The sequence below is a fragment of the Ochrobactrum sp. P6BSIII genome, from assembly GCF_014138065.1.
Lineage (GTDB): Bacteria > Pseudomonadota > Alphaproteobacteria > Rhizobiales > Rhizobiaceae > Brucella.
The window spans coordinates 35,297-55,887 of the sequence record NZ_JACGXB010000021.1 but is presented as its reverse complement, the minus strand read 5'-3'; the positions used below and the strand labels follow the sequence as shown (position 1 = coordinate 55,887).

The following is a 20,591-nucleotide window of genomic DNA, read 5'->3' as shown; positions in this document are numbered from 1 at the left end:
TGCTGTAAGAGCCTCGGATTTCATCCGGGGCTCCTCTGCGGTTTCTTCACTTGATCGCTACGATAGGATGGTAGCGACGATTGATAGAGGGATACTCACATGATCCAGAAGAACTGGCAGGAACTGATCAAGCCGAACAAGGTGGAATTTTTCACCCACGGCTCCCGCACGCATGCAACCGTCGTTGCTGAACCGCTGGAACGCGGCTTCGGTCTGACGCTCGGTAATGCTCTGCGTCGCGTGCTTCTGTCGTCGCTGCGCGGCGCTGCCGTGACCGCCGTACAGATCGACGGCGTTCTGCATGAATTCTCTTCTATTCCGGGCGTCCGCGAAGACGTGACGGATATCGTTCTGAACGTCAAGGAAATCGCCATCCGTATGGAAGGCGAGGGCCCGAAGCGCATGGTCGTCCGCAAGGAAGGCCCAGGCGCCGTTACGGCTGGCGACATTCAGACTGTCGGCGATGTCGAAATCCTTAACCCGGATCACGTCATCTGCACGCTGGACGAAGGCGCTGAAATCCGCATGGAATTCACCGTCAACACCGGCAAGGGCTATGTGCCTGCCGACCGCAACCGTGCGGAAGACGCTCCGATTGGGCTTATCCCGGTCGACAGCCTGTACTCCCCGGTTCGCAAGGTGTCGTACAAGATTGAGAACACCCGTGAAGGTCAGGTTCTCGATTATGACAAGCTGACGCTGAACATCGAGACCAACGGTTCGGTTACCGGCGAAGACGCAGTAGCTTACGCTGCTCGTATTCTCCAGGACCAGCTGGCGATCTTCGTCAACTTCGAAGAGCCTCAGAAGGAAGCTCCGCAGGAACAGGTTGCGGAACTGGCTTTCAACCCGGCTCTGCTCAAGAAGGTGGACGAGCTCGAACTGTCTGTCCGTTCGGCAAACTGCCTGAAGAACGACAACATCGTCTACATCGGCGATCTGATCCAGAAGACGGAAGCCGAGATGCTGCGGACTCCGAATTTCGGCCGCAAGTCGCTCAACGAGATCAAGGAAGTTCTCGCGTCGATGGGTCTCCATCTTGGTATGGAAATCCCGTCCTGGCCGCCGGAAAATATCGAAGATCTCGCAAAGCGTTACGAAGACCAATACTAAGCATTTCCAGCGAACTGCGAAGCGGTTTCGCGTCGGACAATGCGTAAAACGAAGATAAGACCGGCATACCCCGGTACGTTACGAATTAAAGGAGAAGGCCATGCGCCACGGTAATGGACAGCGTAAGCTGAACCGCACTGCCTCGCATCGCAAGGCAATGTTCGCCAACATGGCGGCTTCGCTCATCGAGCATGAACAGATTGTGACCACGCTTCCTAAGGCTAAGGAAATCCGTCCAATCGTAGAAAAGCTTGTCACGCTCGGCAAGCGCGGCGACCTGCATGCACGCCGTCAGGCTATCTCGGCTATCCGCGACGTTAAGGTCGTGGCTAAGCTGTTCGATACCCTGGCTACGCGCTATGCAACCCGCAACGGCGGCTACATCCGCATCATGAAGGCTGGCTTCCGCGCTGGCGACAACGCGCCTCTGGCTGTTGTTGAATTCGTGGAACGCGACGTCGATGCAAAGGGCAAGGCTGACCGCGCTCGTGTAGAAGCTGAAGCTGCTGCTGAAGCCGACGCAGCGTAATCAAGGCATTTCCAGCAAAAGCGCGAAGCGTCTTTGCGTCGGATGATGCACGATTATGAGAAGAGATTAAAAAGGGCTGCCTTGCGCGGCCCTTTTTGTTTGCGCTGTTGCCGACATATGCGCTCACACATTGATGTGAGGGAAAATTACACCAGCTTTTCGCCCGTGGTCACAATGTGGCCCTTTATCCTTGGCCTCAGTTGGTTACATATGGACAACGAGTCTCGCATGCTTCCATCGGAAGTTTTGCGGGAAGGCTGGGAAAGCGCGGAGTTTGTGCATGAATTGGCGACGTTTCGGGATTACGGGCATCATTCTGGCATCGATTGGCATGGCATGCCTGCCAGCTTCAGCGCAGGACGCGCCGACGGCGCCGGGAAAACAGATACCGCTCAGCCGCGGTGATATGCAGCTTTCCTTCGCGCCATTGGTGAAGGAAACCACACCCGCCGTTGTTAATGTCTATGCTGCGCGACAAGTGCAGGCGCAGGCACGCTCGCCGTTTGCAGGCGACCCATTCTTCGAACAGTTCTTCGGCAGGCAGTTCGGCGATAGCAAGCCGCGCATTCAGCAATCGCTCGGGTCAGGCGTTATTGTCGATGCATCGGGCATTGTCGTGACCAATAATCACGTCATCAAGGATGCGGACGAGATCAAGATTGCGCTGGCTGATGGTCGCGAATTCGAAAGCAAGCTTTTGCTGCGCGACGAGACGACCGATCTCGCCGTGTTGAAGATCGAGTCCAAGGAAAAATTCCCGGTTCTGTCGCTCGGCAATTCCGACGAGGTGGAAGTGGGCGATCTGGTGCTTGCTGTCGGTAATCCGTTTGGCGTCGGCCAGACCGTCACGAGCGGTATCGTCTCGGCGCAATCGCGCACGCAGGTTGGCATTTCTGATTTCGACTTCTTCATCCAGACCGATGCCGCCATCAATCCGGGTAACTCCGGCGGCGCTTTGGTGGATATGCGCGGACGGCTGATTGGTATTAACACGGCAATCTATTCGCGTTCGGGCGGTTCTGTCGGCATCGGCTTTGCCATTCCGTCCAATATGGTGCGCGCGGTTATCGATGCGGCGCAGCGGGGCAGTTCCAGTTTCGAACGCCCCTATATTGGTGCGACCTTCCAGGGCGTGACGGCTGATCTCGCCGAAGGCCTTGGTATGGATAAGCCCTATGGCGCTTTGATTACCGCTGTCGCCAAAGGCGGACCTGCGGAGGCTGCGGGTTTGAAGGTCGGCGACGTTGTGCTCTCCGTGCAGGGCGCACGCGTGGATAATCAGGATGTGCTGGGCTATCGTCTGTCGACCGCAGGGATCGACAGCACGGTTTCCGTTGCGATCCTGCGCGGCGGCGAAAATGTCACCGTGCCGGTCAAGCTGTCCAAAGCGCCGGAGGTGAAGCAGACAGCACCTCTCGTTATCGAGGGGGATAATCCCTTCTCCGGTGCGGCGGTGCAGGAACTGACGCCTGCCACAGCTACCAAACTGCGTCTGAAGAGCGATGTAAATGGTGTAGCTGTGATGGACGTTTATTCCGGTTCGCCTGCTGCACGGCTGGGGCTGCGCCCGGGCGATATCATTCGCAATCTCAATGGCAATGTGATCCGCAGTGTGACCGATCTTTCTTCGGTTCTGAATGCCGGCCGTGGTCTGGCATGGCGCATGGAAATCGAACGCAACGGTACGCTTCTGCGCCAGTTCGTTCGATAAACCCGCTACGAAAAGTTGCATGCCGCTTCAGGTAAGATTATGCCTGAAGCGGCATTTTATTTATCGACCGAGTTATCGAATGAGCGATCTTTTTTCATCGGCCTCAGATCCGAATGCGGACCGTAATCGTCCGCTGGCGGATCGCTTGCGCCCGAGGCACTTGTCTGAAGTGACCGGTCAGGAACATCTGACGGGACCGGAAGGCGTGCTGACGCGGATGATCGAATCCGGTTCGCTCGGTTCGATGATTTTCTGGGGACCGCCCGGAACCGGTAAAACGACGGTCGCTCGCCTGTTGGCGGGCGAAACCGATCTGGCCTTCGAGCAGATTTCGGCGATCTTCTCCGGTGTGGCCGACCTCAAGAAAGTCTTCGAGACGGCCCGTGCGCGGCGCATGTCCGGACGTCAGACCTTGCTTTTTGTTGACGAGATTCATCGCTTCAATCGCGCGCAGCAGGATTCGTTCCTGCCGGTGATGGAAGACGGCACCGTTATCCTGATCGGCGCGACGACCGAGAACCCGTCATTCGAACTCAACGCCGCTCTTCTATCGCGAGCGCGGGTGCTAACCTTTCATCCGCATGAGGCGGAGAGTATCGCAACGCTGCTGATCCGCGCCGAGGAGCAGGAAGACCGTTCGCTGCCGCTGGATGAAGAGGCGAGGGCTAGTCTGATTCGTATGGCCGATGGTGATGGCCGTGCTGCGTTGACGCTGGCCGAAGAAGTCTGGCGCGCTGCGAGACCGGACGAGGTCTTTACCGCCGAGAAACTTCAGGATGTGGTACAGCGTCGTGCGCCGGTTTACGACAAGAGCCAGGACGGGCATTACAACCTGATCTCGGCGCTGCACAAATCGGTGCGGGGCTCTGATCCTGATGCGGCGCTTTATTATCTATCACGCATGTTCGATGCGGGCGAAGATCCGCTCTATCTGGGGCGGCGCCTTGTGCGCATGGCGGTTGAAGATATCGGGCTCGCGGATCCGCAGGCGCTCGTGATTTGCAACGCTGCTAAAGACGCTTATGACTATCTGGGTTCGCCGGAAGGCGAGCTGGCGCTGGCGCAGGCATGTGTTTATCTCGCCACGGCACCCAAATCGAACGCAGTTTACATGGCTTACAAAGCCTCCATGCGCGCCGCCAAGGAGCATGGCTCTCTGGTGCCGCCAAAGCATATTCTCAACGCCCCAACCAAGCTGATGAAGAATGAGGGCTATGGCGACGGTTACGCCTATGACCATGACCAGCCGGATGCATTTTCAGGGCAGGATTATTTCCCGGAAAGCCTTGGACGGCAGAAATTCTATGACCCGCCGGAACGCGGTTTTGAGCGCGATATCCGCAAGCGGCTCGACTACTGGGCACGGCTGCGTCAGGAGCGTCAGGGTAGGGGCCGCTAAAGCGGTTCTTGACCTGACGGAAACATCTGAACCGCTCTATCCATTTGTTTTCACGCATTATCCTGTGCATCGAAGCGGGATCAGAAATCAGTCCAGTGGACTGATTTCCTCGCGTAGGCGCTTCGCACTTTTGCTGGAAATGCTCTAAGAACCTGCCCGGCTGAAACTCAACGCATGAGTGCCGGATAAGTGAAGAACAATGCGTGGCTCAGATTCAGCAGAAAATGCACTGCGATTGATGAGGTCAGCCGGCCTGTCTTGTAATAGGCCGTACCGTAAAAAATCCCGGCAACACCCGCCAGCGCGATATAGCTCCAGCCGCCATCAAAGTGCAGAAGACCGAACAGAATTGCAGAGATCGTGATCGCAAAGGCTGGATGCCAGCCACGATAGTGGGAATAGGCTAGCAGGCGTCCCTGTATCATGCCGCGAAACAGCACTTCTTCTGCAAAGGCAACGAAGACAAGATTGTTGATGGCCCAGATGCCGAAATAGGGCATGATCTTCGGGTCGAACTTGATATAGCCGATGGCCAGTGCCGCCGGGATCAAGGTGATAAGACAACCACCCCACATCAGGCCGATGATTTTCAGGGTGTATGCTGTCCCCGCTGGCTTTATCGGGGCGTCAAATTCGGTTCCAGACGTGAAAAATCGCCCACTGAGAGCGAGAAGGATCGCCGCCGCTGTCTTGTCCAAGTTCAGATACATGGAAAACGGCGCACCGCCAGCCGACATCACCTCAGCATCAATGACTTTTGTGTTGTGAAAGCCCCGCACATAATGAAGGAAAAATGCGACACTCGCTACGACCACAATCAGGTCTACAGCCCACTCCGTCCAGGGAAACCGGCGATACATGCTCTCGCGGAGAATGTTGAACCGCCAGCGCGTAAGGATCGCGAATATTGCCAGCGCCAACAGGCCTACCAGAGAGATGGACTCTCCGAGCAGCGCTGTGATGAACACGGCGATCAGGAGAGCGAGGGCGACAATTTCATGTCTGGTTACAACTGCGATGACGGATGCCGCCAGAAATATATAGGTAAATCCATAGGGAATAAAATATTGCATATAGCTCATAATTCATTCTCCAGTTATTTATAAAAATAATAATCAAACGTGTATTTTCTAGAAATTCCAAAATTTTTATCAAATATTACTCGCTTGATTTTATTTTTATTAATTTGCGTATCAATGCATTTATTCAATAATATTTCTTATTTCGGGGAAAAAATTGGTTATCGGGATGGATTTTATCTTCCAGGCCGGATGACGTGCACGCGATGCGGTGCATTCAGGTTAATAGGAAGTTTACTTTTACATTTTATCAATTTTTACAATTTGACGAGGTTTCCCATGATGCGCGTTTTGTGTCTCGTAGCGCTCGTGATCCTTGGAGGCTGTGCGACCGCCCCACGGCAGGTCAGCAATGTATGCGCAGTCTTCGATCAGCGTGACGGTTGGTTCAACAATTGGCAGAGTGCCGCGACGCGCGTATCGCGTGAGTTCGGCGTGCCTGTTCCGGTTCTTATGGCGACGATCTATACGGAATCTGGCTTCCAGCCCTATGCGAGGCCGCCTCGCACGAAGATTCTCTGGATCATTCCATGGAAACGGGCATCCAGCGCTTATGGCTATTCACAGGCGCTGAGCGGCACCTGGGAGCGCTACAAGCGTGAGACCGGTCGTTGGACTGCTTCGCGCACCAATTTTGCCGACGCCATCCATTTCATCGGCTGGTATCACTATCAGAGCTATCAGAAGAACGGCATCAGTCGTGGCGACGCCTACAGCCTCTATCTGGCCTATTATAGTGGCCATGGTGGTTATGCACGCGGGGCTTGGCGCGGCAACGCCACGGCGCTCAACGGAGCAAAGCGGGCGCAGGCAATGGCCAATCGCTACGCGGCGCAGTTGCGTTCTTGTGGCGGTATTAGCTAAAAGATGAGGACGGTGGATTCAAATACGAGATTTGGAACACCATCCGGCCTTAATCGCAATTATCATGCGCGCGGAATCGCAAATTGAGGATGACCTTTGCATGTTGAAAAGAATCGGTATCGCCCTGATTGGAGCCACTTTGCTGGCGGGCTGCACCACTGACCCATATACGGGCGAACAGAAGATGTCGAACACGGCGGGCGGGGCGGCAATCGGTGCTGCTGTGGGCGCTCTGGGCGGCCTCATGGTTGGCGGTTCCAGCCGCGCACAGCGCAATGCCGTGCTGATCGGCGCGGGTATCGGCGCGCTCGGCGGCGGCGCTATCGGCAACTACATGGATCGTCAGGAAAGCGAACTGCGTGCCCAGTTGCAGGGCACCGGTGTTTCCGTGACGCGTAACGGCGATCAGATTATCCTGAACATGCCGTCGAGCATCACGTTCGACACCGATCAGGATCAGGTCAAGAGCCAGTTCTATCCGACGCTGAACTCCGTGGCCATCGTGCTGCGCAAGTTCAACCAGACCCTCGTTGATGTTCTGGGTCACACCGACTCGACAGGTAGCGCCAGCCATAATCAGGATCTGTCGCAGCGTCGCGCCGGATCGGTGGCGAGCTATCTGGGTTCACAAGGCATCGACCCGCGTCGCTTTGCGATCATCGGTTATGGCGCAAGCCAGCCCGTGGCCACCAACGCCACGCCGGATGGTCGCGCTCAGAACCGTCGCGTTGAAATCCAGATTTCGCCGCTGCGAGCTGCAAGCTAACACTTCGGCAGACAGAATCGGGTCGTCCAGGCCCGTCATATTGAACGCAGTTCTTCGCAAGAAGGGCTGCGTTTTTGTTTGTTTGAACCGAATCGTTGATCTGTCAGAAGCGCCTGAGTGGCTTAAAGCGTGGATAGGCTTTTTATTTTACCTATGTCTAATTGTAGAGAACAATAATGGAACAAAATAATAATATCCAATAATTTCAGTGTGTTATCTGTATTGCCAAATGAGAACAAAACAGATACAAATAGATATGAGCGATGAGCCTGCCGGGCTTCTAGCGGGACAAGAGGATGGTGTAAGATGTCTCAGAATTCATTGCGACTTGTTGAGGATAATTCAGTGGACAAGACTAAGGCACTTGATGCGGCGCTGTCACAGATCGAAAGAGCGTTCGGCAAAGGCTCGATCATGCGCCTGGGTCAGAACGACAAGGTGGTCGAGATCGAAACCGTATCGACCGGCTCGCTCTCTCTGGACATCGCGCTGGGTGTAGGCGGCTTGCCCAAGGGCCGTATCGTTGAAATTTACGGGCCGGAAAGCTCTGGTAAGACCACGCTCGCGCTACACACGATTGCCGAAGCGCAGAAAAAGGGCGGTATCTGCGCATTCGTTGACGCAGAACACGCACTCGATCCGGTCTATGCACGCAAGCTCGGTGTGGATCTGGAAAACCTGCTGATTTCGCAGCCGGATACCGGCGAGCAGGCGCTTGAAATTACCGATACGCTTGTGCGTTCCGGCGCGATTGACGTTCTGGTCGTGGACTCCGTTGCAGCGCTCACGCCGCGTGCGGAAATCGAAGGCGAGATGGGCGATTCGCTGCCGGGCCTTCAGGCTCGTCTGATGAGCCAGGCGCTGCGCAAGCTCACAGCTTCGATCTCGCGCTCAAACTGCATGGTCATCTTCATCAACCAGATCCGTATGAAGATCGGCGTCATGTTCGGTTCGCCTGAAACGACGACCGGCGGTAATGCGCTGAAGTTCTATGCTTCGGTTCGCCTCGATATCCGCCGCATCGGTTCGATCAAGGAACGTGATGAAGTCGTCGGCAACCAGACCCGCGTGAAGGTGGTGAAGAACAAGCTTGCTCCTCCGTTCAAGCAGGTTGAATTCGACATCATGTATGGTGCCGGTGTTTCCAAGACAGGCGAACTGGTCGATCTTGGCGTAAAAGCAGGTGTTGTCGAAAAGTCGGGCGCTTGGTTCTCCTATAACTCGCAGCGTCTCGGTCAGGGCCGCGAAAATGCGAAGCTTTATCTGAAGGAGAATCCAGAGGTTGCGCGCGAAATCGAAACGACGCTTCGTCAGAATGCTGGTTTGATCGCGGAACAGTTCCTCGATGATGGCGGTCCGGAAGAAGACAGCGGGTCCGACGCAGCGGAGATGTAATATCCGCAGGAGGTTCAACCCGAACCTCAAGTACCGCTTGAAAGTTGGAAGCCCTGTGCTGTTGCGCGGGGCTTCACTTTTTTCAATCGCAGCTTGATGAGAATTCAAAAAGAGCTGACAGAAGGCGCTTTCTCCGGGTGAATTTGCCTTTATGGCGCACGCTGCTTATCTGGACAGAAAAGCAGCACATCGTTAAAAGCGGTCAACCGAAGAACTCCACTTCACGTCTTTGCAGTACGAGAGGGGAGTAATGCCTGCGGTTTCCGTTATTTGTTGGCGGTATGCAGGTGCAAAAGACAATCGATGCAGCCATTGAAACAGGGTGCATCAATGCAGGGCAAGAAAAGCCCAAGGGTGAATTATGGCTGGCGTCAACGAGATTAGGTCCACATTCCTCGATTACTTCCGTAAGAACGGACATGAAATCGTGCCGTCGAGTCCGCTCGTTCCGCGCAATGACCCGACACTCATGTTCACCAATGCGGGCATGGTGCAGTTCAAGAACGTGTTCACGGGCCTGGAACATCGAGCCTATAATCGTGCGACCACCTCGCAGAAATGCGTTCGCGCCGGCGGCAAGCATAACGATCTCGACAATGTGGGCTACACCGCGCGTCACCACACTTTCTTTGAAATGCTGGGCAATTTTTCGTTCGGCGATTATTTCAAGGAAGATGCCATCAGCTTCGCCTGGAACCTGATCACCAAGGAATTCGGCCTGCCGAAGGATAAGCTGCTCGTCACCGTCTATCATACGGATGAGGATGCCGCGAATTACTGGAAGAAGATCGCCGGTCTGAGCGATGACCGCATCATCCGCATTGCCACCAGCGATAATTTCTGGGCGATGGGCGATACGGGTCCATGCGGCCCGTGTTCGGAAATCTTCTTTGATCACGGCGATCACATCTGGGGTGGACCTCCCGGATCGCCTGATGAGGACGGCGACCGCTTCATCGAGATATGGAATCTCGTTTTCATGCAGTTCGAACAGGTTACGCCGGATCAACGTATTGATCTGCCGCGTCCGTCGATCGATACCGGCATGGGTCTGGAACGCGTTGCGGCCGTGCTGCAGGGCGTGCATGACAATTATGACATCGACCTGTTCAAGGCGCTTATCCGCGCTTCGGAAGAAGCAACTGGCATCAAGGCGGAAGGCGATTTCCGCGCCAGCCATCGCGTGATTGCCGACCATCTGCGGGCTTCGAGCTTCCTGATTGCCGATGGCGTACTGCCGTCGAATGAAGGTCGTGGCTATGTGCTGCGCCGCATCATGCGTCGCGCCATGCGTCATGCCCAGCTTCTGGGTGCGAAAGAACCGTTGATGTGGCGTCTGCTGCCGGCGCTCATTCGCGAAATGGGTCAGGCCTATCCGGAACTCATCCGTGCTGAAGCGCTGATTTCGGAAACGCTGAAGCTGGAAGAAACCCGTTTCCGCAAGACGCTGGAACGTGGCCTCGGCCTGTTGTCCGATGCATCGGAAAAGCTGGTTGAAGGTGACCGTCTCGATGGCGAAACTGCTTTCAAACTCTACGACACCTATGGTTTCCCGCTTGATCTGACGCAGGATGCGCTGCGCCAGCGCGGCATCACTGTCGATACGGACGGCTTCTCCACCGCCATGGAACGCCAGAAGGCCGAGGCTCGCGCCAATTGGGCCGGTTCGGGCGAAGCTGCAACCGAGACGATCTGGTTCGGCATCAAGGACAAGGTCGGCGCGACGGAATTCCTCGGTTACGAAACGGAAAGCGCTGAAGGCGTTATCGCCGCTCTGGTGCGCGACGGCGCGGAAGTGCAGTCGGCCGCCGAGGGTGAGACCGTCGCCGTCGTGGTGAACCAGACGCCGTTCTATGGCGAATCTGGTGGCCAACAGGGCGACACCGGTACGATTTCCGGTGAAGGCTTTGTCATCACCATCAAGGACACGCAGAAGAAGGGCGAGGGCGTCTTCGTTCATATCGGCGAAGTTGCCAAGGGCACTGCGAAGACCGGCGAAGCCGTCGAACTGAAAGTCGATTCGGACCGCCGCACGCGCATCCGCTCCAACCATTCGGCCACCCATCTTCTGCATGAAGCCCTGCGCGAAACGCTGGGTAGCCATGTGGCGCAGAAGGGTTCGCTTGTCGCGCCTGACCGTCTGCGCTTCGACTTCTCGCACCCGAAGCCTATTTCGGCTGAGGAACTGGCCAAGGTTGAAAACATGGCCAATGAGATCATCCTGCAAAACGCACCGGTTTCGACGCGCCTGATGGCTGTGGACGATGCGATTGCCGAAGGCGCAATGGCGCTGTTCGGTGAAAAATACGGCGATGAAGTGCGCGTCGTTTCGATGGGTACGGCCAAGCATGGTCCAAAGTCGGGTAAGGCCTATTCGGTCGAGCTTTGCGGCGGTACCCATGTGCGCCAGACGGGCGATATCGGTCTTGTCCGCATCGTCTCTGAAGGTGCAGTTGCAGCCGGTGTTCGTCGTATGGAAGCGCTGACGGGTGAGGCTGCGCGCCTTTATCTCGAAGAGCAGGATGAGCGCGTGAAGGCAATCGCCAGCGCGCTGAAGACCACGCCTGCCGAAGCATTGGAGCGCGTCAACGCCCTGATGGACGAGCGCAAGAAGCTTGAGCGCGAACTGTCGGATGCACGCAAGAAGCTGGCGCTCGGCGGCGGTTCCTCGGAAGGCGGCAGCGCGGTTGAAGCTGTGAACGGCGTCAACTTCCTCGGTAAGGTCGTGACCGGCGTTTCGCCACGCGATCTGAAGCCGCTGGCCGACGAAGGCAAGAAGCAGGTCGGTTCCGGCGTGGTTCTGTTCATCGGCGTCGGTGAAGATGGCAAGGCCAGTGCGGTTGCAGCCGTGACGGAAGATATGGTTGGCCGTTTCAGTGCTGTGGATCTGGTCCGTGCCGCTTCTGCAGCACTCGGCGGCGCCGGTGGCGGCGGTCGCCCGGATATGGCGCAGGCCGGTGGGCCGGACGGCGATAAAGCCGATGCTGCTGTAGCAGCGGTCAAGGCGTTGATCGTCTAATGAAATCTAAAAAAGGCCGGGACAACCCGGCCTTTTTCTTTGTGGCTTAGGCTGCATGAGCTGTGCGGCTGTCGTCGGGCGCTTCGCGGCGCTCATCCAGCCCGTAGTCGCGAACCACGCTGGCAACCCGCAGACGATAATCTTCAAAAACGCCGCTGCGTCCCTTGGTCTGGGCGATGCGATGCGAAGGAAGGTTACGCCAAGCGTGCACCGCCTCTTCGTCGCGCCAGAAGGACAAAGAAAGCAGCTTGTCCGGTTCCACAAGGCTTTGAAAGCGCTCGATTGAGATGAAGCCGTCGATGCGGCTGAGATCCTCCCGCAGGCTTGCCGCTATATCCAGATATTGTTCGCGCCGTTGGTCATCGGCGGGCCATACTTCGAAGATGACTGCAATCATGGCTTTTTCAACTCCGCATGGGGTGCAGATTGCAACTTGAGAAAGATGCGATCCTCAGACCGGATGAATTGTTCCCGGCGCGCAAATTCATAATTCTCGCGTCCCAGCGGGTCGGCTGCCAGCCGCGCCCGATAGGCCTCGTAAGCAGCGAAGTTCTCCAGAGAATAAACGCCATAGGCCGTCGTGGCCGAACCTTCATGCGGGCCGAAATAGCCGATCAGTTGCGCGCCACAACGTGGAATGGCTTGTCCCCAATTACGCGCATATTCGGCAAAGGCATCCGCTTTGAACGGGTCGATCTGGTAGCGGATGAAACAGGTGATCATGCGGGGGTCTCCTTGATATGCATGCTTTTGATGGAGACACTGTAGCGCTTGAACGACAACGACACTTCGGTTATGATCGAAGTATGAAAGATGGACCGATCATAGCTTCTGTCGCCTCTCTTCTCGGTGATCCGGCACGCGCAAATATGCTGACTGCGCTGATGGATGGGCGTGCCTTGACCGTCAGCGAACTGGCGGCTGCGGCGGGCGTGACGCTACAAACGGCGAGCGGGCATCTGTCGAAGCTTGATGCGGCCAATCTGCTGGTTGCTGAAAAACAGGGGCGCCATCGTTATTTTCGCCTGTCGGGCACGGATGTGGCGCAAGTGCTGGAAGGGCTGATGGGACTTGCCCAGCGAACGGGGGCGGTGCGTGTGCGCACGGGGCCGAAGGACGAAGCATTACGCAAAGCGCGCATTTGCTACGACCATCTGGCAGGCGAGCGTGGGGTTGAGATGCTCGATGCGGCGCATAAGCTCCGCCTGATCGATGATGCGGATGAACCGGTGCTGACGGATGAGGGCAAGTCGTTCTTCACCTGCCTGGGTGTTGACGTGACGGCGTTGGAACACGGCAAGAGGCCTGTGTGCCGTCATTGTCTTGACTGGAGCGAACGGCGCAATCATCTGGGTGGCGCGCTTGGCGCAGCGCTTCTGAATAATTTCATCGCACGTGGTTGGGCCAGACGCGCCGAGGGGCGGGTGATCGCATTTTCACCCACCGGCGCGCAGGCCTTTAAAAACGCTTTCTCGATTGAAGCGCAGCCGACTTGAAATCGGCGCTTTAGCTTGCGGCTTTAACGGCAGCGTCATCCAGTTCGGATGCGCGTTTCCATGCCGGACGGGCTTGCAGCCGCTCCCAATAGCTGTCGAAGGCCGGACGATGCGGCAGACTGCCGAACATCATGCCCCAGCCAATATGGGAGCCGACATAGACATCGGCGGCTGTAAAACGATTGCCGGTGATATAGGGATGGCGCGATATCGCCTTTTCCAGTGTATCGACGACGCTGTCGTAATTGCCATAGCCCATCATGCGCTCGCGGTCCGGCGGGACTTCGAAGCCCATGGAGCGGTTTGAAAGGGCTGCTTCCAGCGGACCGGCGGCAAAGAACATCCAGCGATAAAAATCGGCGCGTTCATCAGGGTGGGGCGCAAGACCAGCTTCCGGAAAGGTGACGGCCAGATAAGCACAGATGGCCGCAGCTTCGGTGACGACCGCCTGGCCGTGGCGCAGTGCCGGTACTTTCCCCATGGGGTTCACGGCACAAAATTCAGGGCCCTTCATCGGAGGGCCAAAGTCGAGAATTTGTACGTCGTAGGGCTTGCCCGTTTCCTCCAGCATCCAGCGTGCGATACGTCCACGCGACATGGGATTGGTGAAAAGCGTGAGGTCAGCCATTTTTTCCTCCTGAACCTGGTCGGCACAGGATGCGCGTTTTCCCCTATGAAGCAAATCAAAAAGAAAACGGCGGGATAAACCCGCCGTTTTGCATTTCAATAAAGGATAGGCGCTAATCAGGCAGCCATTGCCTTCTTGAGGTTTTCGTCGATCTTGTCGAGGAAGCCGGTGGTGGAAAGCCACGGCTGATCCGGACCGATGAGCAGTGCCAGATCCTTGGTCATGAAGCCGCTTTCGACGGTGTCCACGCAGACCTTTTCCAGCGTGTCGGCAAAGCGCTTCAGCTCGGCATTGTCATCGAGCTTGGCGCGGTGTGCGAGGCCGCGGGTCCATGCGAAGATCGAAGCGATCGAGTTGGTCGAGGTTTCCTCGCCCTTCTGATGCTGGCGGTAGTGACGGGTCACGGTGCCGTGTGCAGCTTCAGCTTCAACGGTCTTGCCATCCGGCGTCATCAGAACCGAGGTCATCAGGCCGAGCGAGCCGAAGCCCTGAGCCACGATGTCCGACTGAACGTCGCCGTCGTAGTTCTTACAAGCCCAGACATAGCCGCCGGACCACTTGAGCGCCGAAGCGACCATGTCATCGATGAGGCGATGTTCGTACCAGATCTTGGCTGCCTTGAACTTGTCGGCGAATTCGGTCTGGTAGACTTCTTCGAAGATATCCTTGAAGCGACCGTCATAGGCCTTCAGGATGGTGTTCTTCGTCGAGAGATAGACCGGGTAGTTGCGCTGCAGGCCGTAGTTCAGCGAAGCGCGGGCAAATTCGCGAATCGATTCGTCGAGGTTGTACATGGCCATTGCCACGCCAGCCGCCGGAGCCTGATAGACTTCGTGTTCGATGGTTTCGCCGTCTTCGCCGACGAACTTGATCGAAAGCGTGCCCTTGCCAGGGAACTTGAAATCGGTCGCGCGGTACTGGTCGCCGAAAGCATGACGGCCAACGATGATCGGCTGGGTCCAGCCCGGCACGAGGCGCGGAACGTTCTTGCAGATGATCGGCTCACGGAAGATAACGCCGCCGAGAATGTTGCGGATGGTGCCGTTAGGCGACTTCCACATCTTCTTTAGCTTGAATTCTTCAACGCGTGCTTCATCAGGGGTGATCGTCGCGCACTTTACGCCGACGCCATGTTCCTTGATTGCGTTGGCTGCATCGATGGTGACCTGGTCATTGGTCGCATCGCGGTTTTCAACCGACAGATCGTAATATTTCAGATCGACGTCGAGATAGGGATGGATCAGCTTGTCCTTGATGAACTGCCAGATGATGCGGGTCATCTCGTCGCCGTCGAGTTCAACGACTGGGTTCGCAACCTTGATTTTTGCCATGGATGAAGCCTCTTTTTAAATTCGTCGCGCCCCTATAGCACCCGTAGGGAATAAGGCAAAGCTCTCAAGCCTTATTCTTTGGCCTATAGGTGAAATTGGCAGTCAAAAAATTGGGAAGGGTGCTGGTTTGGGTCAGGCAGCGCGATGCGTTGTGGTCTCGCCGTTGCGCGGCTTCTTCCAGCTCTCCTGCTGCTGGCGATAATTTTCCTGTTCGCACGCCAGAATAGCATCGGCGTCGAGCGCGGAAATGGCTGCCGCCTTGTCGGTCGGCACAAGGCCGCTCAGTTGCAGTGAGAGATAGCGCCCGCAGCAGACGCGCAGGAACGAAGCAAAATTTTCGAGGTCGTGGCCTTCCTCGCGGGATTCACCATAGAGCTTGCCGATAAGGCGGCTTACGCTGAGGCCATCACGGGAAGCGACATCTTCCAGTGTCCACCAGAAGAAGTTTTCAAGCCGGACGCTGGTGACGACACCATCAATGCGAAGAGAGCGTGTCACGCTCTGCCAGAGTTCTGGATCGGCACCGATGAACAATCTGCACATGATTTTCTCCCGGATAAAACTCCCCGGATAGTTTTGCGCAATATGAAGCTGCCTGCAACCGATGATGGTTGCAGGCAAGATCAAGTTGGCTCAAGCGTGCGTGATCTTGGTGCCGAGAACGCCAAGGAACTGCGACAGCCACGCCGGATGGGCTGGCCAGGCCGGTGCGGTGACGAGGTTTCCGTCTGTTGCAGCCTGATCGACAGGAATATCGGCATAGGTGCCACCGGCAAGTTCGACTTCCGGGCGGCAGGCCGGATAGGCCGAGCAGGTGCGGCCTTCCAGCACGCGTGCGGCAGCGAGCAGTTGTGCGCCGTGGCAAACGGCGGCGACTGGTTTGTTTGCTTCGAAGAAGTGTTTCACGACAGCGATGACCTTATCATCGAGGCGCAGATATTCAGGTCCGCGACCGCCGGGGATGACCAGTGCGTCATAGTTCTCAGCCTTCACATCAGCGAAGCTGGCGTTGAGCGTGAAATTATGTCCCGGCTTTTCGGAATAGGTCTGATGACCTTCGAAATCGTGGATGGCGGTGGCAACCTGATCACCCGCCTTCTTGCCGGGGCAAACGGCATGAACCGTGTGGCCGACCGCAAGCAGGGTCTGGAACGGGACCATGGTTTCATAGTCTTCGCCGAAATCACCGCACAGCATGAGAATTTTTTTACCGGACATGGCTTCCTCCCTGAATCCTGATTTTCCGTGCGGATAATCTGGCATGGATGATGTGAGGGCAGGTGTTATTCAGATACTACATACGCTTTTTGCGCATGAACGTAAGGGGAATCTTTGCGATTTCGCGTCAATTATGTCAGGGAAACGCCACGATCTAATATCACTAGAGCTTTTGGCTCTCGTTTCTTTCAATGTCGCATGGTCGCGGGCGCTCAATGAAGTCATTGGGCTGCGCCATGCTTTAGCGGAAAATATCATGGCAGGAACCGACAAACAGCGCCCCTTTATCGCGGAAGGACCGGCAATCGTGCTGGTGGAGCCGCAATTGCCGGAGAATATCGGCATGGTGGCGCGCGCCATGGCGAATTTCGGTCTGGCTGAACTGCGTCTCGTCAATCCGCGTGAGGAGTTCCCGAGCGAAAAGGCGAGGGCTGCCGCCAGCAAGGCCGACCATGTTATCGACAATGCGGTGGTTTATGACGATCTGCCGTCGGCCATTGCGGATCTGAATTTTGTCTATGCCACCACGGCGCGTGAACGCGACGGCTTCAAGCAGGTGCGCAGCGCCGTTGAGGCCGGTAACGAGTTGCGCAGGCGTTTCAAAACGGGCGAAAAGACCGGCATTCTTTTTGGTCGCGAACGTTTCGGCCTCAGCAATGAGGAAGTGGGCCTTGCCGACGAATTGGTGACTTTCCCGGTCAATCCCGCCTTCGCTTCGCTGAACATCGCACAAGCCGTGCTGCTGATGTCCTATGAGTGGATGAAGTCCGGTCTGGAAACGGAGACTGAAACGGTTTTCCGTGGACCGGAGATGGAACTTGCACCGAAGCAGGAATTGCAGGGCCTGTTCAACCATCTGGAAGAAGCCCTTGATGTCAGAGGTTATTTCCGGCCGGAAGCGCGCAAGGAAATCATGGTCAATAATCTGCGTGCCGTTCTAACGCGCGCCGGTTTCGCCTCGGCAGAATTGAAACTCCTGCGCGGGGTGGTCACCTCGCTTGATGTATTCACACCTAAGAAGCCGCGTGGCTCAGGTGCGCCGGAAGGTCGTGCCCGCAAGCCCGCCCCAGAGGACAAGGCAGAATGAAAGACGCGCCCGTCGCCAGCTTTTCCGCTTCCGTAACAACCGACAAGGAAAGGCCGATACTGGTCTTCGACAGCGGTATTGGCGGTTTGACGGTATTGCGCGAGGCACGGGTGATCATGCCGGACCGGCGTTTCGTCTATATCGCTGACGATGCCGGTTTTCCTTATGGTGGCTGGGAAGAAGAAGCGTTACGGGCGCGCATTGTTGAGCTGTTCGGCGGTTTCATCGCAACGCATAATCCCGAAATTGCGGTCATCGCCTGCAATACGGCGTCGACGCTGGTGCTGGACGACTTGCGCCGCGCCTATCCGTCGGTGCCTTTCGTGGGAACGGTGCCTGCGATCAAGCCAGCTGCCGAGCGCACTTCTTCAGGACTTGTGTCGGTGCTGGCGACGCCCGGCACGGTGAAGCGTGCTTATACCCGCGATCTCATCCAGTCTTTCGCCTCGCAATGCCATGTGCGTCTGGTCGGTGCCGACCGGCTGGCGGGCGTTGCCGAGGCGCATATTCGCGGTGAAGAGATTGATGAGGCGCTTGTTGTGGAACAGATCGCGCCGTGCTTTATCGAGAAGGATGGCAGACGCACCGATATCGTGGTGCTTGCCTGCACGCACTATCCATTTCTCGCCAATGTCTTCCGCCGTCTGGCGCCGTGGCCGGTGGATTGGCTCGATCCGGCGGAAGCGATTGCGCGCCGAACCGTATCGCTGCTGCCGGCGCGCAAGGGCGATTTGGAGCTGCATCATCACGACGATTTGGCGGTATTCACCTCGCAGAAGCCGGATTATGCTGTCCGCAGGCTGATGCAGGGCTTTGGACTGCAATTCGCATAAGATATCACTCTTAAAGTCTTGAATTTTCCTGATCTTACGCGATCATGCTCATGATCCGTCGATGAGGAAAAAGCGATGACCGGCACCATACCGCAGATCAAACTTCCTTCAGGTCAGGCCGTTCCCGCCTTGGGACAGGGCACCTGGTATATGGGGGAGAACGCCGGAGAGCGTCACCATGAGGTCGAGGCGCTTCGGCACGGTATCGATCTTGGCATGACATTGATCGACACCGCCGAAATGTACGCCGATGGCGAGGCCGAAGATGTCGTGGGCGAAGCCATAGCCGGTCGCCGCGATGATGTGTTTCTGGTGAGCAAGGTTCTGCCCTATAACGCGTCGCGTCGTGGCACGATTGAGGCGTGCGAGCGCAGTCTGGAACGTCTCGGCACGGATCATATCGATCTCTATCTGCTGCACTGGCGCGGACGCCATCCGCTGGCGGAAACAGTGGCCGCTTTCGAGGCGTTGCAGCAGGCAGGCAAAATCGTCGCCTGGGGTGTCAGCAATTTCGATACGAGTGATCTGAAGGAACTGTTCGGCATTGCGGGTGGTCAGGCCGTCGCAACCAACCAGATTCTCTACAATCTTACGAGGCGCGGGCCGGAATTCGATCTCATGCCTTGGTGCGATCAGCAGCATATTCCGCTCATGGCCTATTCGCCTATCGAGCAGGGGCGGTTGCTCGGCAATCGTGTTTTGGCAGAGATTGCTGCCGAATGCGGTGTTACGCCTCCGGCTGTCGCCTTGGCCTGGACGATGCGCAATGGCAACGTCATAGCCATTCCAAAGTCGTCGAACCTGCACCACGTTCGGGATAACAGAAAAGCCGCAGATCTGCGGCTTTCCGTCGAGCAATTGGCGCGTCTTGACCAGGTTTTTGCGCCACCTTCGCGAAAAGTGGCGCTGGAAATGCTCTGATGGTATCTTGTCAGATTGAATCAGATTTCCGATATAACTATTTGTTTTAACTAGAGTTATGCGTCTCAAAGACATTCGTCATTGCGCATGCTTTTTTAGCGAGCGTCTTTCTTCGCCTGCCGCACGCTTGCCGTCTTGCGGTTGCGCCCGCGATCCGCAGCCCGTGTGAAAGTGCTGTGTTTGTCGTTCGGGACGTTACGCATACCGAGATGCGCGTGACGTGTATTGAAGGTCTTGCCCTTCCTTTCGCTGGCGAGCTTTGCCGCAAGCGCCTTCTGGGCGTTGGCGATAAGATCGTCAGCAGCAGCCATTTGTTCGCGGCGTTCGACTTCGCCATTGATACGGGCCACAGCCGTTGCAAGAACGGCGACCTTGAGATGGGAGCCATCATCGCGCTTTGAGGCGGTTGCGCCACGGGCAGCCGACTTGCCACGCATTTCGCGACGGCGCTGGTTGGCCTGATCGCGCGCCTTCTGGCGGCGCTCGCGGATCAGTTTTGCCAGTTTTGCCAGTTCTTCGTCAGACACTTCCTGCAAATGCGGATGCTGGGTCTTTTCCACCAACTCCTTTTCGTCTGCATTGAGCGCGCGCGCCTGATCCTTTCTGCTGACGGCCATGGGATATCCTTTCCTTAAAAGAGCAGTTCCCGTAAAAATCCCAATAGGGATATAGGCCCCGCTTCTGGGCCGGGAAGAGCGTGTTTTAAGTTTTTATGTCGCTCTTTTTACAATGATCGCCGCCTCTCAACTATGGAACTATCATGATGACTTCCCGTTATATGATCTGGAGATCAGCGCGGAGATCAGCACATGGAAATCGTCGAAACTCGCATCGGTTCGATTGGTGGTTTTAAGCTCTACACGGTCGAGTTTATTGCCGAGGGTGATGAAAAAGTATCCGTGATTTTCGAGAATGAAACCGGAGCGGAACTGAAGCGCGATGATGCCATTCGTCGTGCAGCGGTGAAGCTCGGAGCGGCGCTTGGCGTTGCAGCCATGGAGTGCGGGATTGAGCCAGATCGCTTGCTGACGCGCCCGAGTGCACGACGGGCAGGTGACCGGGCGGAACTGGAGCGCCAGTTGGATGAAGGGCTGGAGGATACGTTCCCCGCGAGCGATCCGGTGTCCGTCACCAGTTCTGCAATACCTGCCTCCGCCGATCCGAAATCCTGAAACCTTAAAAGCAGAAAAGCCGAAGCATCT

At 56.5% G+C, this 20,591-nt stretch carries 21 protein-coding genes; 13 read left to right on the top strand and 8 right to left on the bottom strand.

The window, feature by feature from the left end:
* The first annotated feature begins 99 nt into the window (after window positions 1-99).
* From FHW00_RS22065 to FHW00_RS22050, 4 genes are all read left to right on the top strand, one after another.
* On the top strand, window positions 100-1,113 hold the full coding sequence (locus FHW00_RS22065; RefSeq protein WP_078340789.1) for a DNA-directed RNA polymerase subunit alpha: 1,014 nt from the start codon (window positions 100-102) through the stop codon (window positions 1,111-1,113).
* A 100-nt stretch (window positions 1,114-1,213) separates the two neighbouring features.
* Entirely contained in the window at window positions 1,214-1,642 is a 429-nt protein-coding gene (gene rplQ, locus FHW00_RS22060) for a 50S ribosomal protein L17 (protein ID WP_078340790.1), read from the top strand.
* Window positions 1,643-1,922: 280 nt separating this feature from the next.
* On the top strand, window positions 1,923-3,353 hold the full coding sequence (locus FHW00_RS22055) for a DegQ family serine endoprotease (RefSeq protein ID WP_078340791.1): 1,431 nt from the start codon (window positions 1,923-1,925) through the stop codon (window positions 3,351-3,353).
* A gap of 79 nt (window positions 3,354-3,432) precedes the next feature.
* Entirely contained in the window at window positions 3,433-4,752 is a 1,320-nt protein-coding gene (locus tag FHW00_RS22050; protein WP_078340792.1) for a replication-associated recombination protein A, read from the top strand.
* Window positions 4,753-4,919: 167 nt separating this feature from the next.
* On the opposite strand, the gene FHW00_RS22045 is transcribed toward FHW00_RS22050, so the two are convergent.
* Entirely contained in the window at window positions 4,920-5,834 is a 915-nt protein-coding gene (locus FHW00_RS22045; protein WP_078340794.1) for a CPBP family intramembrane glutamic endopeptidase, read from the bottom strand.
* A 276-nt stretch (window positions 5,835-6,110) separates the two neighbouring features.
* Here FHW00_RS22045 and FHW00_RS22040 point away from each other — a divergent pair, with 276 nt between their 5' ends.
* From FHW00_RS22040 to alaS, 4 genes are all read left to right on the top strand, one after another.
* Window positions 6,111-6,695: a transglycosylase SLT domain-containing protein gene (locus FHW00_RS22040; RefSeq protein ID WP_078340795.1), complete on the top strand. Its 585-nt coding sequence runs from the start codon at window positions 6,111-6,113 to the stop codon at window positions 6,693-6,695.
* A gap of 100 nt (window positions 6,696-6,795) precedes the next feature.
* Window positions 6,796-7,461 carry an OmpA family protein gene (locus tag FHW00_RS22035; protein WP_113533607.1) on the top strand — a complete coding sequence of 222 codons (666 nt, stop codon included), beginning with the start codon at window positions 6,796-6,798 and terminating at the stop codon, window positions 7,459-7,461.
* 306 nt (window positions 7,462-7,767) lie between these two features.
* Window positions 7,768-8,856: a recombinase RecA gene (recA, locus tag FHW00_RS22030; RefSeq protein WP_078340796.1), complete on the top strand. Its 1,089-nt coding sequence runs from the start codon at window positions 7,768-7,770 to the stop codon at window positions 8,854-8,856.
* Between the two features lie 361 nt (window positions 8,857-9,217).
* Complete coding sequence (gene alaS / locus FHW00_RS22025; protein WP_078340797.1) at window positions 9,218-11,875, top strand: alanine--tRNA ligase; 2,658 nt, start codon at window positions 9,218-9,220, stop codon at window positions 11,873-11,875.
* 46 nt (window positions 11,876-11,921) lie between these two features.
* Here the strand turns inward: alaS and FHW00_RS22020 are convergent, their stop codons facing one another.
* Together FHW00_RS22020 and FHW00_RS22015 are read right to left on the bottom strand one after the other, a co-directional pair.
* The gene (locus FHW00_RS22020; protein WP_078340798.1) at window positions 11,922-12,272 is read right to left on the bottom strand and encodes an antibiotic biosynthesis monooxygenase family protein; all 351 of its coding nucleotides are present in this window, start codon (window positions 12,270-12,272) and stop codon (window positions 11,922-11,924) included.
* Entirely contained in the window at window positions 12,269-12,598 is a 330-nt protein-coding gene (locus FHW00_RS22015; RefSeq protein ID WP_078340799.1) for an NIPSNAP family protein, read from the bottom strand. Before FHW00_RS22015 ends, FHW00_RS22020 begins: the two co-directional genes overlap by 4 nt.
* Before the next feature lie 83 nt (window positions 12,599-12,681).
* Between FHW00_RS22015 and FHW00_RS22010 the strand changes: the two genes are divergently transcribed.
* Window positions 12,682-13,371: an ArsR/SmtB family transcription factor gene (locus FHW00_RS22010; protein ID WP_078340800.1), complete on the top strand. Its 690-nt coding sequence runs from the start codon at window positions 12,682-12,684 to the stop codon at window positions 13,369-13,371.
* 10 nt (window positions 13,372-13,381) lie between these two features.
* On the opposite strand, the gene FHW00_RS22005 is transcribed toward FHW00_RS22010, so the two are convergent.
* The 4 genes from FHW00_RS22005 to FHW00_RS21990 all read right to left on the bottom strand — a co-directional run bounded on the left by FHW00_RS22005 (window position 13,382) and on the right by FHW00_RS21990 (window position 16,548).
* The gene (locus FHW00_RS22005; RefSeq protein ID WP_078340801.1) at window positions 13,382-13,999 is read right to left on the bottom strand and encodes a glutathione S-transferase family protein; all 618 of its coding nucleotides are present in this window, start codon (window positions 13,997-13,999) and stop codon (window positions 13,382-13,384) included.
* Window positions 14,000-14,115: 116 nt separating this feature from the next.
* A complete protein-coding gene (locus tag FHW00_RS22000) occupies window positions 14,116-15,330 on the bottom strand; it encodes an NADP-dependent isocitrate dehydrogenase (RefSeq protein ID WP_078340802.1) in 1,215 nt (404 codons plus the stop codon).
* A gap of 132 nt (window positions 15,331-15,462) precedes the next feature.
* A complete protein-coding gene (locus tag FHW00_RS21995) occupies window positions 15,463-15,873 on the bottom strand; it encodes a ribbon-helix-helix domain-containing protein (protein ID WP_078340803.1) in 411 nt (136 codons plus the stop codon).
* Between the two features lie 90 nt (window positions 15,874-15,963).
* Window positions 15,964-16,548 (bottom strand): DJ-1/PfpI family protein, encoded by a 585-nt coding sequence (locus FHW00_RS21990; RefSeq protein ID WP_078340804.1) that lies wholly within the window; start codon window positions 16,546-16,548, stop codon window positions 15,964-15,966.
* Window positions 16,549-16,804: 256 nt separating this feature from the next.
* Between FHW00_RS21990 and FHW00_RS21985 the strand changes: the two genes are divergently transcribed.
* From FHW00_RS21985 to FHW00_RS21975, 3 genes are all read left to right on the top strand, one after another.
* Complete coding sequence (locus FHW00_RS21985; RefSeq protein WP_078340840.1) at window positions 16,805-17,635, top strand: RNA methyltransferase; 831 nt, start codon at window positions 16,805-16,807, stop codon at window positions 17,633-17,635.
* On the top strand, window positions 17,632-18,468 hold the full coding sequence (gene murI / locus FHW00_RS21980) for a glutamate racemase (RefSeq protein ID WP_078340805.1): 837 nt from the start codon (window positions 17,632-17,634) through the stop codon (window positions 18,466-18,468). The genes FHW00_RS21985 and murI overlap by 4 nt, the downstream gene beginning before the upstream one ends.
* Window positions 18,469-18,543: 75 nt before the next feature.
* Window positions 18,544-19,389 (top strand): aldo/keto reductase, encoded by an 846-nt coding sequence (locus FHW00_RS21975; RefSeq protein ID WP_078340806.1) that lies wholly within the window; start codon window positions 18,544-18,546, stop codon window positions 19,387-19,389.
* Between the two features lie 95 nt (window positions 19,390-19,484).
* Here the strand turns inward: FHW00_RS21975 and FHW00_RS21970 are convergent, their stop codons facing one another.
* Entirely contained in the window at window positions 19,485-20,006 is a 522-nt protein-coding gene (locus FHW00_RS21970; RefSeq protein ID WP_078340807.1) for a hypothetical protein, read from the bottom strand.
* 192 nt (window positions 20,007-20,198) lie between these two features.
* On the opposite strand from FHW00_RS21970, the gene FHW00_RS21965 reads away from it, so the two are divergent.
* Window positions 20,199-20,561 carry a hypothetical protein gene (locus FHW00_RS21965; protein ID WP_078340808.1) on the top strand — a complete coding sequence of 121 codons (363 nt, stop codon included), beginning with the start codon at window positions 20,199-20,201 and terminating at the stop codon, window positions 20,559-20,561.
* Window positions 20,562-20,591: the final 30 nt, after the last annotated feature.